Annotated in this window: 2 protein-coding genes, 2 pseudogenes and 1 riboswitch; of the genes and pseudogenes, 2 read left to right on the plus strand and 2 right to left on the minus strand. The window is 41.1% G+C overall.

What is annotated here, in order from left to right; all coding sequences use genetic code 11:
* Positions 1-290, minus strand: a pseudogene (locus ACWIW0_RS10395) (hypothetical protein); the annotation flags it as partial.
* A 216-nt stretch (positions 291-506) separates the two neighbouring features.
* Positions 507-727, plus strand: a riboswitch (molybdenum cofactor riboswitch).
* Here ACWIW0_RS10395 and moaA point away from each other — a divergent pair.
* Both moaA and hrpA read left to right on the plus strand, forming a co-directional pair.
* The gene (gene moaA / locus ACWIW0_RS10400; protein WP_454453253.1) at positions 716-1738 is read left to right on the plus strand and encodes a GTP 3',8-cyclase MoaA; all 1023 of its coding nucleotides are present in this window, start codon (positions 716-718) and stop codon (positions 1736-1738) included. (Overlaps the previous riboswitch by 12 nt.)
* 419 nt (positions 1739-2157) lie before the next feature.
* Positions 2158-6090, plus strand: coding sequence for an ATP-dependent RNA helicase HrpA (gene hrpA / locus ACWIW0_RS10405; protein ID WP_454453254.1), 3933 nt, complete (start codon positions 2158-2160; stop codon positions 6088-6090).
* Between the two features lie 377 nt (positions 6091-6467).
* Here hrpA and ACWIW0_RS10410 read toward each other — a convergent pair.
* A pseudogene (locus ACWIW0_RS10410) lies at positions 6468-14066 on the minus strand (hypothetical protein); the annotation flags it as partial.

A 14066-nucleotide genomic window follows, 5' to 3' on the forward strand; every position in this document is an offset into this window, starting at 1 on the left:
CCTTTGTCGCCGGTTTCACCTTTATCACCGGTATCACCTTTGTCGCCGGTTTCGCCTTTATCACCGGTATCACCTTTGTCGCCGCGTTCGCCTTTGTCGCCGGTTTCACCTTTGTCGCCGCGTTCGCCTTTTAGTGTGCCACACATCGCAATTGTCTCAGGACTTATCCCTTCTAGTGATGATCCTGGTGGTGGGCAGCTATAACTTGTAGCAAGTGCTGATTGTGGTTGAGCAGAAAACGCACCCAAACCAAGCAGTACCGCTAAACTTAATTTAGATTTATTAAACATAAATTGTTCCTATTTATTGTTATGTATTTAAAACGGGATAATCGCTTAAATTACCCTTGTAAAAATTAGATAAAAGAAAACTTCCCTATCCTAAAAAAAAAAAAAAAAAAAAACAACAGAAACACCTGATTAATAGGTGATATTTTCAATATTTTACAATTCTGACTCTCTCCAGATTAGAATACTTGCCTTTCCTAATTAACCTCTCTACAATTGATACTTTTCCGACTCCGAGCTTGTGTACCTAAGTTTGAGCCACCGTTCGAATATTTAAGCGGTGAGATTTTTATAAATTTTTGCAAAAATAAGGTAGCAAGCCTGTAATCCAAATCATTTAACTAGCGTCTATCTAAATAAAATAATGAATTTGGGTTCAATGGATTAGCGAGAAATTGCTTGTCCACTCGTGCTTAGAAAGGTGTCAAATGCAAAATATCCCGATAAAAAATGTCGGTGATGGAACAGGCCCAGGGCTTATTGACCGCTTTGCCCGTCAATATGTCTATCTGCGATTATCTATTACCGATGTATGCAATTTCCGTTGCAACTACTGCTTGCCTGATGGCTATCAGCCACCTTCACAACGTCAAACGTTTTTACGAGTTGATGAGATTCAGCGTATTGCAAAAACCTTCGCCAGCTTAGGGACTGAAAAAGTGCGTATTACAGGCGGTGAGCCGACATTACGCAAAGATTTTTTAGAAGTCGCTCATTCTATTTCACAAACCGCAGGTATCCACCAAGTTGCTCTGACAACCAACGGCTATCGAATGGCTAGAGATGTCAAGCTCTGGCAAGAAGCTGGAATTACCCATTTAAATGTGAGTGTGGATAGCCTTGATCCCCGCCAGTTCCACCTAATTACAGGGGAAAATAAACTGGCATCAATTTTGGCGGGTATTGATCGTGCCTTTGAAATCGGTTATCAGAAAGTCAAAGTCAATGCTGTTTTGATGAAACAATATACGGCAAAAGGGCTAGATGATTTTCTACGTTGGATTAAAGGCCGCCCAATTCAAATGCGATTTATTGAGCTAATGGAAACAGGCGAGATGGATCACTTTTTTAAACAGCAACATCTGTCAGGACAACAAATTCTAACCCGACTACAACAAGAAGGCTGGCAATTAAAACCTAAAGCTATTACAGATGGCCCAGCTAAAGTGCTTTCTCACCCCGATTATCAAGGGGAAATTGGTTTAATTATGCCTTATGAGAAACATTTTTGTGCCAGTTGTAACCGCTTGCGTGTATCCGCTCTAGGTAAATTACACCTTTGTTTATTTGGTGAAGAAGGTATTGATATTCGAGATTTATTGCAATCGGACGAACAACAATTACAGCTAGAAACTCGTTTAAAATCTGCCTTGCAAGGTAAACGTGAGCATCATTATCTGCATATTGGCGATAGTGGTGTCAGAAATAATTTAGCAAGTATTGGGGGATAATGTGATTTCCCCCATTCTTTACTCAAAAATGGAACTCTCTGTGTGATCTGTACTGCAAATATACATTTGCTAATTATTGTAGGGGATATTATCGTAGGACCTATTGTCGTAGGGGCTATTATCGTAGGGGCTAATTACATTAGCCCCAGATTATTGACGAACTTATTTCGTGTAGGGTGGGCTTAAGCCCACCACAGACCGCTGACAAACCCTAATTTGTTGTATTCAATAAACGGACGCCAGCGTGGCGTCCCTACACAACAAAATAAAATCTGTTATTTTTCAATTGGTTATAACTTTTCTTGTAGGGACGCCACGCTGGCGTCCGAATGAAAAAAGACTTTGTCAATAATCTAAGGCAAATATGATTTGCCCCAATTCCCCCAAATGAATAAAATATGGAAATTAAAGCGTAATCTATTCTCACTATGCAAAAAAATCATAAAAACCCACCTCTTACGGCGGAGCAAAAAACCTTATTATCACAATTACAACAAACGACTTTGGTTGATTCTCGCCGTTTAGCCAACCGTATTCGTGGGTTAAATCAAATTAAAAATGAGAATGCTAAACAAGCGGTGATTGCAGAAATTGAGACGGATCTTACCGCTTGTCAAGCTCGTTATACCGCCCGTAAACAACAAGCTGAATGTGCCATTGATTACCCTGATCTGCCTGTTTCGGCTCGCCGTAATGAAATTTTAAAACTGATTGAAGAACATCAAGTTGTGGTGATAGCTGGAGAAACAGGTTCGGGTAAAACCACTCAGTTGCCGAAAATGTGTTTAGAGCTTGGGCGTGGAGTGAAAGGTTTAATCGGGCATACTCAACCACGCCGTATTGCAGCACGCTCGGTCGCAAGCCGTATTGCTGAAGAGTTAGGCTCAGAATTAGGTGCTACGGTAGGTTATAAAGTTCGTTTTAATGATCAAGTGAGTGATAATACCTTAATTAAATTGATGACGGACGGGATTTTGCTCGCTGAAATTCAAAATGATCGTTATCTTAATCAATATGATACGTTAATTATTGATGAAGCCCACGAACGAAGTTTAAATAACGATTTTATTCTCGGCTATGTAAAGCAAATTCTACCTAAACGCCCTGATCTTAAAGTTATTATTACTTCTGCAACCATTGATGTAGAACGCTTTTCAAAACATTTCAACAATGCACCGATTATTGAAGTTTCGGGTAGAACCTTCCCTGTGGAAGTGCGTTATCGCCCAATTATTGAAGAAGAGGATCAAGACCAACTACAAGGCATTTTAAATGCGGTTGATGAATTGCAGGCGGAAGGTCGTGGCGATATTTTAATTTTTATGAACGGTGAACGGGAAATTCGTGATACTGCCGATGCGTTACAAAAGCAGGAACTTCGCCATACGGAAATTTTACCTTTGTATGCTCGCTTGTCTGCGGCAGAACAACAGCGTATTTTTAACCCAAGTAATCTGAACCGCATTGTGCTTGCAACAAATGTGGCGGAAACGTCTTTAACCATTCCGAATATTAAATATGTGATTGATACGGGAACAGCTCGCATTTCTCGTTATAGCTATCGTACTAAAGTACAACGTTTACCGATTGAGCCAATCTCGCAAGCATCAGCAAATCAACGTAAAGGACGCTGTGGACGTACATCAGAAGGGATCTGTATTCGTCTTTATTCTGAAGACGATTTTAATAGTCGCCCTGAATTTACCGATCCTGAAATTTTACGCACCAATTTGGCATCAGTTATTTTACAAATGATTTCACTTGGCTTGCCTGATATTGAAGCTTTTCCATTTGTCGATCGCCCTGATACTAAACAGGTTCAAGACGGTATTCGTTTATTGGAAGAATTAGGTGCAATCGTTGGGAAAACCACATCAAATGCCAAACATCACACAAAAACACATCAATTAACGGTAATCGGTCGCCAACTCGCTCAACTCCCTGTCGATCCACGTTTGGCTCGTATGGTGATTGCTGCCAGTGAAAACGGTAGCTTACACGAAGTGATGATGATTGTTTCGGCATTATCTATTCAAGATCCGCGTGAGCGTCCGCAAGAAAAACAGCAATCTGCCGATGACAAACATCGCCGTTTTGCCGATAAAGAGTCGGATTTTCTCGCTTTTGTGAATTTGTGGCAATTTATTCAAAGCCAGCAAAAAGAACTCAGTAAAAATCAATTCCGCCGTTTGTGTCAGAAGGATTATCTCAATTATCTGCGAGTGCGTGAGTGGCAAGATATTTATCATCAACTACGCCTTGCAGTGCGTGAAATGGGCTTGCGAATTAACAGTGAAGAGGCAAATTATCAGCAAATTCATACCGCTTTGCTAACAGGTTTATTATCGCATATCGGTTTGAAAGATAACGAAAAAATGTCTTATTTAGGGGCAAGAAACGCACACTTTGCTATTTTCCCAAATTCTGTGCTTTTCAAAAAACAGCCAAAATGGGTAATGGCAGCAGAGTTAGTCGAAACCACAAAATTATGGGGCAGAATGGTGGCTCGTATTGAGCCTGAATGGGTTGAGCCACTGGCAACGCATTTATTAAAAAGCAGTTATAGTGAACCTCATTGGTCTAAATCAAAAGGTTCGGTAATGGCGTATGAGAAAGTCTCTCTTTATGGCATTCCGATTGTGGTTAATCGCTTGCAAAATTATGGCAAAATCGACCCGCTTGTTAGCCGAGAAATTTTTATTCGCTCTGCCTTGGTGGAAGGCGAATGGCACGCTAATTACAAATTTTTTAAAGAAAATAACCGCTTGGTTAAAGAAGTCGAAAATTTAGAACATAAATCTCGCCGTCGAGATATTTTAGTTGATGAACAAGTGCTATTCGATTTTTATGATCAGCGTATCGGCACTGATGTAGTCTCCACTAAACATTTCGACAGTTGGTGGAAAGTGGCAAGTAAAAAAGAGCCAGAATTACTGAATTTTGAAAAGTCTTTCTTAATCAATGACAATGCGAGTAAAGTCAGTGAACTTGATTTCCCGAATTTTTGGCATCAAGGCACGCTTAAACTCAAACTTCGTTATCAATTTGAAATTGGTTCGCAAGAAGATGGGGTAACGGTGCATATTCCTTTACCATTATTAAATCAAGTTGAGCCTGAGGGCTTTGATTGGCAAATCCCGGGGCTTCGCCACGAGTTAATTGTGGCATTGATTAAATCGTTACCGAAAGCGACTCGCCGTAATTTTGTGCCTGCACCGAACTATGCCGATGCGTTTCTTTCTCGTGTAGAGCCATTTAAAAAACCGCTTTTACAAAGTTTAAGCGATGAACTCCGCCGAATGACTGGCGTGTATGTTGAACCAGAATTGTGGGATCTAAGCCAAATTCCAGCTCACTTACGTTTATGTTTCTGTGTGGTTGATGAAAAGAATAAACCATTGATGCAGAGTGAAAATTTAGATGAATTGAAATTTGCATTAAAAGATCAAGTGCAACATACCTTATCTAACATTGCCGATGATGGCATTGAGCAAACAGGCGTACATTTATGGAATTTTGCCGACTTGCCACAATTTTATGAGCAGAAAAAAGCCCATTTTAGTGTGAAAGCCTACCCTGCGATTGTTGATGAAAAAGAGGCTGTTGGCATTAAACTCTTTGAGACAGAATTTGAACAAGCAAAAGCAATGCAAGCAGGACTTCGCCGTTTATTATTACTTAATGTGCCTTCGCCGATTAAATATCTGCACGAAAAACTACCGAATAAAGCGAAATTAGGTCTCTATTTTGCCCCCTTTGGTAAAGTGCTAGAGTTAATCGATGATTGTATTGCTTGTGCGGTTGATAAGTTGATTGATGATTTTGGTGGCTTTGTATGGACAGAAGAAAAATTCAATGAGCTACATCATTATGTACGAGCAAATTTAAATGATACAACCGTTGAGATAGCCAAACAAGTTGAGAAAATTCTAACTCTTGCCTATGAAATCAGTAAACGATTAAAAGGTAAGTTAGACTTTACAATGGCGTTTGCCTTATCCGACATTCAAGCACAGTTAAAACAGTTGATTTACCCTGATTTTGTTACTAAAACAGGTTATCAACGACTTGCAGATCTTTACCGTTATCTCACCGCTATTGACAAACGCTTAGACAAATTAGTGGTTGATAGCAACGCTGACAGAGCCAAAATGTTGCGAGTAGAGCAAGTGCAGAATGCTTATCAGCAGTTGTTAGCCAAACTACCAAAATCGAAACCAATGAGTGATGAGATTTTGGAGATCCGCTATATGATCGAAGAATTACGAGTAAGTCTATTCGCCCAACAGCTCGGTACGAAATACCCGATTTCAGATAAGCGGATATTAAATAGTATTGCGGAAGTGAAATGAAGATTAAACACATTATTATCTAACAAAAAAACGGACGCATTTGCGTCCGTTTCAGACTGATGACAAACTTCAAAAGAACGTAAAATCTGTAGGGTGGGCTTTAGCCCACCATCTTTAAAATCAATAAGTTACAAAATGGTGGGCTTAAGCCCACCCTACACGAAATAAGTTCGTCAATAATCTGCACCTTAATTCGTTGGTTGTTTAGTCCAACTTTTGGGGTGCAGATCACGCTGGCGTCCGTAAAAAATTATCGTCCGCAAAAAATCACCCTCCATAAAAATTATCCTCTGTAATAAATAATTGCGTAAATAAAAACGGACACATTTTGATCTGTGTCCGTTTTGGTTAAGTTATGTTTAAATTGAAATTAACGGTTAGATAATCGTAAATCCACCATTTTGTTCAATCCAAACTTGTGTACCCGGTGCGGTGTACACATCGTAGGTAATTCCACCTTCGGTTTTTTGACCTGCGGCTTTAAATTCACCTAGACTTTGACCTGATGATTTATCATTCAAGTCATTTGCACCTAAATCTACTAAGCGAGCATCTTTACCACCTACAGAACCTGCTGATTTGTCACCCTCTGCAAGCAGTTTCAACACTGGAATGTTGCCTTTTCTTAGGTAATCGGCAGAAATGTCGATAGCAGAGCCTTTTTCCATTCTCACTTCTTCAATACTAATGAGTTTAGACGCTGAAAGGTGAGTTTCAGGTGCAGCTTTAAATACATTTCTAACTTGTTCACCGTTATCGCCTGATGGTTTGCGGAGTACGAAAACATCGTAACCTGCACCACCATTTACGATACCGTCCATAAAGGTTGTATCGCCGTATGCAGTAAATTCAACTTTATCGTCGCCTCTACCCATATCCAGTACAGTTGAAGAGCCTCCGTCCATACGGTTAATTTGAGCAATATCATTGCCATCACCCATATAAACTTTACCACCGTTTGCGATTTCTGGTGCAACCAGTTTATCGTTGCCAGCACCCATATTAACTGTACCCTCAATGCTTCCTGCTCTACCTTTAGTGAGAGGTGCAATGATAAGTGCATCGTTACCACCTTTTAAGTCAATGCTACTATCTTTTGTAATTGCAGCACGAGTACTTACAAGACCATTTGAGTTACTTCCGCCGATTAAGATAACGTCATCGCCATTGCCACCTTCAACTTTCGAGTTAATGATATTACCACCATTAGCTCCATGTTGGTTCTCAATATGAGGGACTTTAGCATATCCGTTTCCAGGTGTTTTTCCTGTATTAGCGAAAACATAGCGTCCATCTGTTGCGTGTTTTGTTTTATCTTCATAGAGATCAAAACCAGGGTTCGCAACACCAACTGCAAGTAAGTTATTTCCTTCACCGAGCTTGATAGTTGTAGACTGCACTTGGTTTTCAACCACTAACACGTCATCACCGCCTTTCATATCAATATTCATCGGAATCAATGAAGCGTAGTTCACCGCACCATCAATTTGAACAGCTTGATTATCATTAGTGAGTTCATAACCTGTCTTAATAATAAGACCACCTTGAACATTTCCTTGCTCGTTTTTAGTAAAGTCTGCCATATCTTTCATTGCAGCAGGTCTGCCTGTACTTAAACGATCAACCGTATTCGTATGTGGTTGTCCTGCTTTAATGTCATTTAGCGTATCCACAAGTGATTTCACAGGTGGTGCTGGTGGCACTGGTGGTACGTAATCTTCTTCAGGTGTAATAGGCTGTGCATCAGATAGAGCCTTACCTTCTTGGCGTTGTTTTACGCTTACACCATTTTGCTGATTATCGCGTAGGCTATCGGCTTTGATCTTCAGATTGCTTGGATCAGAAAGATCAAAGTCGTTTTTATCGCCAACAAGTTTCCACGAGCCATTCTCTTTGGTTAAAGAGGCATACTTCGTTCTTCCGTTTTCATCAATATACTGAATGCTTAAATACTCCGCATCAGCAGCAGGTTTGATGATAACACCGCCCTTTTCAGTACCTACAGTTTTTTCTAGATCAGGTTGTGCTGATTTCTCTTTATCTTGAGTTTCATTTGAAATCTGTGGATTACTTGAAACCTCATTCTTAAGGTAACCCTGATGTTCTTTTAGGAGTAATGTATCGCCATCAGAATCGTATGAGTTTACCTTAGCTAATAAATTAGAATGTTCAGGTTCATTTAGAGGTGGCTCTAAAGGACTATCCGCTACTAATTTATATCTGCCATCTTTACTACCGCTGAACATTTTTTTTCTAGAACCATTTTCTCTCTCAACTATGTTACCATCAACAGTAAGTTTATAATCACCTAGACGATTAAGTTCCATTACAGCATCTTTAATAGCATTCTCAGTTGCATCATATACCTTAAATTCTACCTGAATTCTATTCTTATCAAAACGAGAATCTGGAGTAACGATCTCAAATGTGCTATCTGAAATTGAATTTATGTAAATACCTTCGTTACCGTTGGCTATTATCTTAGGTCCCGTATCTTTTGGCTTTTCTTGTGGCTGTTCTGGCAATGGTGCTACTTCCGTTGTGCCACTTGCAGTATCCGCAGGGCGGTTATTATCAGGTGTATAAATCCCCTGTGCTGTTGTTTGTAAATTATGCCCTGTTGCAGTAATGGTTGTACCCGGTTCTACTGCACCACCTTTTAAGGTTACAGTGCCGTTCTCAGGGTTAATTTCTGCCACATCAGGATCAACTGGTGCACCGTTGCTATCGGTTAATACCCAGTAACCGCCCTCCACTAATTTAGCGGTGATCGTTTCAGGTGTATTTGAATTACCTTTTGGTTTGAAGGTTACATCAACTCGGTGGTTATCCGCACCTTTTTCAATCAACATATTGTTATCGCTTGGGTGTAACCAAGGTTTATCGGTAACACCAAGACTATTATCATCCACAAACGGATAGGCACTTGCATTGCCTTGCTGATCTTGATTGCCGTTGTTACCGATAGCGGTCACTTCCGTCATATCTTTTACCGCACTTGCTTTCAAGGTAATTTTGCCATTTGCAACGGTGAAATCTTCCGCTCTGGTTGATGGTTTCCAGTTGCCATCACTGCCTTTCACTAGCTCAACATCTTTATGTACTGTGCCGTTAGGTGCGGTGTAGCTAATACGAATTTTCTTGTTATCCGTACCTGGTTTCACTTCTACATCACCGTTTTCTAGTGGAAGTAAATCCACAGGGTCGGTGTGTTCTGGTGTTGCATCTTTAGTTGGGTCGATCTTCGCCGTTACAGGTTCAGATTCTTTCGAATCTTTTTTACCTTTAACGGTAATTGGAACTTCGGTATTACCTGTTACCGTTACGGTTACTCTACCTGTAATTGGGTCAAACTCTACACCAGCAGCATCTGTCGGATTGATGTTATATTTACCATCAGGCTGTTTAGACACAGTAAGATCTTTACCTTGGACATTGATTACCATTCCATCGTTATTATTACCTAATGTAATGGTGGCTTTACCGCTACCTAAATCTTCAATGCTTGGTCTATCTACCATTGGCGTTGCAGGATCTGCGTGTGTTGCTGAGTGAGACACTTCCGTTGAGCTATTACCATAAGCATCTTTTGCTTTAGCTTTCACTTCGGAGGCTTTGTTATCCTCGCCACCCGTACCATTTACTACTGCTTTGTTCAGAGTAATTTTACCTGTTTCAGCATCAATGGTTGCCACTCCATTAGAGACTTCAGATAAGTCATCTGAATGAGTTGTATTCAGTGCTTCATCTAATGTCGCTTTATCTGACTGTACGAGTTTCCATTTGCCATTTGGCTGTTTAAGTGCAACGATAATTTGATTATCTGCTCCTTTATCACCATTCACTTTTAAGCCTAGAGCTTCTGCAGATGTTCCAGCTAAGTGGCTTGCATCAAATTGTACTGCGACTTTGTTAGCATCAGCGTTGTTTTCGTTGTTGCTGTTATCACCGTCAGTATCCTTTGGTTTTGGATCTGTTGGCTCAATAGTGATGTTGCTAGTTGCATCAGCCTGTGCAATTGCAGGATCACCCACTGCTTTGTCGGTTTTATCGTCAAAGCCTGCGGTGTATTCTGCTTGTGTCACTGGGGTTGCAACATCAGCTGGGTTATCTGAGCGTTTTCCACCTTCGTTAATACCTACTACGGTAAATTGTGAGTTATCGACCACTTTATCCGCTGGGATAACATAATGGGTGTAGCCATCTTGCCCTGTAATTTCGGTTACTAATCCCTCTTCAACTGGTGTGTTGTAGCCTTCATCTTTGTAGAACTTGAATTTATCGCCTTCTAACTTACCGTAAATAACATCTCTAGCTTTATCAACACTTGCTAAATCGCTATCTTTCTTCACAAAGCTCACTTCTAACTTGGTGTTATCCAAGCCTGGGCGGAATACGATGTCACCTGCATTTACTGCTGCTGGTTTTGTTGGTTCATCTTTGCCTGCAAAGTTAGTTACAAGCATATTTTCGCCGTTACCTGCTTCAGTTGTTTTCGTACCAGTGTAAACCACAGGGGCATCAACTTTCTCTGGAGTTGGGTCTAGTTGTTCTAAAACGGCTGCACTGTAAACTTTTGCATTACCTGCAAGGTCTCGGTGAATAACGGTGTAGGTGTCGCCTTTCTCCAATGCTGTTGCTGGAATGCTAATGCTATATTTGCCATCAGCCCCTTGTGTTGGTTTGGTTTCGCCAACGTTGAGAGTATCACCGCCTTTTTTCCAATCGCCATTTTCATAAGTAAAGACAACTTTTTTCTCGCCATCTTTGGTTTTAACGATAACGTGAAGTTCATCTTGGGCAACTGGTGAATTTGGTAACTTGATGTCTAACGCATTTGCTTTTTCATCTTTGGTATCTACTGGCTCAGTTTTATCTACTTTCACAGGGCGGTTTGGTAACCGTACTGTGAGTGTCGCTTCAAGCTCTGGTGCAGCTGTATCGCCAGTATGTTGAGTACCTTCTGTTTTACGCTCAGCTGTTCCGTTGAACGCAACTGCTGTGCCATCTGGTTTTTTCACAATAAAGCTGTTGAGGGCATCTGTTTGTGGTAAGTCAGTGACTTTAACATTGCCATCTGTTGCGTTGTTTGCATCGCCTTTGGTAATGTTGAAGGTAAACTCACCGCTTTCATTTGTAGTAACAGAGCCAACTTTTACACCATCTTTGTGTAATTCAAGCTCTTGGTTTTTGTAGTCTGCAACAGTGCCAGTTAAAGTAACTTTATCTAAATCACTTTGTTTACCTGGTGCGGTTACATCTACGTCTGTGCCTTCACTAGGCGCAGCTTTAGGTGCTTCTGCTTTAACTACGAAGTCTTTCGCTGAATCTGTAGTTGGAAGTTTGTCTGTTGTGAAAGCAAATTCACCCAGTTGAATTTCACCATTAGCCCCTAGCGGTGCTGCTGGAACGACTTTTGTATCAATAACCGTTTTACCGTCTGCAGCATAAAGCGTTACTGTTGAACCAGCTTCAGCTTTACCAGTAATGGTTACGCTTTCCGCTGTTGTGTCGCCATTAGTACTGCTATCTGTCGCTTTTGCAACAACCTCTGTTGGTTTGGCTGTTGGTCTTGGATCTACTGCCGCAGTAACAGAAGTTTCTTCTGAACCTTCTTTTTTACCGATTGCTGTTTTACCTGCTAGGTCAGTTGAGGTTGCACTTACTGTTGAACCATCAGGAATAGACGTTGATTCAATATGTAATTTATCGCCATCTACTGTGTAGCCTTCTGGTAATGCTGGGTTTGGCGTCCAAGCATCTTTACCTTTTGTAAAGGTGATTACTACTTTTGGTGTTGTATCTGCACTACCTGCTGGTGGGGTAATGGTTACTGCAACCGTATCGCCTTCAACCGCATCCGTTGGGAAGGTTACTTCTACATCACCCTGTTTTTCTGGGCCATCTGTAAAGCCGAAATCTTTCAATCTTGGTGCTGTTGGGACAGCTGCATCTAACGGGTGATCTATTGTATCGTTAGCCAATGTAGTTGGGATTGCTGCATCAGTGTTCGGACTTTGTGCTTTACCTTCTTTTTGTGCAATCGCAGTGAGTTCACCTGTTGGTAATGTATCAACTTCAATGATTGTGGGGTATTTCTCTTTGAGCTTATTTTTAAGCTCTTGAGATGTACCTTTTTTCACAAGCACAGCTTTATAATCACCTTCATCATTCGCTACCAAGCCTTTGTCAGTTGGAACAATTTCAGCACCATTATGAAGGAGCTTGACTTTCGCACCATTTTCAGGGGTGTTATCTTTTTTCACTGTACCTGTCACAACTAACGCATCAATCGTATTGTCTGCTTCGGTTGCAGTATCAATTGCATTGACCGTTAAGGTTGGGGTTGCTGTTACTTCATCAAAGCCTGCTGTCGCTGGTGTTGAATCAGTGCTATTTCCTGCTACGTCAGTAGATGTAGCCGTTACCTCTGAACCATCTAGTAATTTATCTTCTGGGATAACAAATGATGCTGGTGTATTTGGTGTACTTGGTGCTGGAACTGTTGTAGGGAGTTCACTCGGTACATTTTTGCTTGCTTCAGGATCAAGTTTCCAAGTGCCATCAGCTTGTTTTTCGTAAGCCGCTTTAACAGGCTTCTCATCTTCATCTTTAAAGTTGATTTCTACCTTGTCGCCTTCTACCGCATCACTTGGAAGCTCAACTTTCACCGCACCGTCACCTTTTTCTGCAGGGTTACCTGCATCATTTGTTGGGGTTAAGGTTGGGGCTGTTGGATCTGTATCATCAAATGGGTGATCAACGCTACCGTTATCCAATTGTGGAATTGGTAACTCAGGAGATACTTCGCTTACCTCTTTAGATGGTTTGCCATTTTCGGTCGCTTGTGCTTTAGCAACAAGGCTACCTGTAGTTGGTACTTCATCTACTTCAATGATTTTGTGGTTTGAATATGCGTCTTCTAGCTTAGTTTTTACATCAGCTGGTGTGCCTTTTTTCACTAGTACTGCTTTGTAATCGCCATTAGCGTCTGCACTTAGCTCAGAGCCTAATTCAACTAGTGTTTTACCATCTTTTACACTTAAGCCAACACTTGCATTCGCCTCATTTGGTACATTACCCGTTACCACTAACGCATCAATTGTATTGTCCGCTTTTTCAGCCGTATCAATCGCATTAACCGTTAAGCTTGGGGTTGCTGTTACTTCATCAAAGCCTGCTTTCACTGGATCTGCATCTTTAGTTCTGCCTGCTACGTCAGTAGATGTAGCTGTTACCTCTGAACCATCTTTTAATTTCTCTTCTGGGATAACAAATGATGGGTCGTCATTATTCACTGTTTCTGGCAAGGCGTTTTCTGGCACGTTTTCGCTTGCTTTAGGATCAAGTTTCCAAGTGCCATCCGCTTGTTTTTCGTAAACCGCTTTAACAGGTTTTTCACCTTCATCAGTAAAGGTAATTTCTGCTTTATCGCCTGCTACCGCATCAGTTGGAAGCTGAACTTTCACTGCACCGTCACCTTTTTCTGCAGGGTTACCTACATCATCTGTTTTGGTTAAGGTTGGGGCAGTTGGGTCTTGGGTATCGCCTGGGTGATCTGTTGGGTTGCCACCTTCGATCTTAGTGACTTCTTTAGGGCTGCTTTCTTCACTTTCTGGTTTGCTATCTGCTTTCGCTTTTGCAGTGAAAGTGTCGCCTGCGTTGATTTCATCAACTTCTGCATTTGCACCTTCTTTTAGCTCATCTTTTGCACCTTTTTCAACTAGGGTTGCAGTGAAGTTGCCTTCCGCATCGGTTTCAACTTCTGCGACTTTTTTGCCGTCTTTGTCGAAAATGCTGACTTTAGTGCCGGCTGGCTCGCCTTCTACTTTACCTGTGATCACCACTTTATCTGGGTTAGTATCGGCTTTTTCATTTAAGTCGTAACCTTTGACTTCGGTGATTTCAGGTTTACCTGTGGTTTGGTCTGAGCCTGCAATCGCTTTGGCAATTTCTGCATCTTCTGGCGATTTGTT

It is taken from the genome of Ursidibacter sp. B-7004-1, from assembly GCF_053654055.1.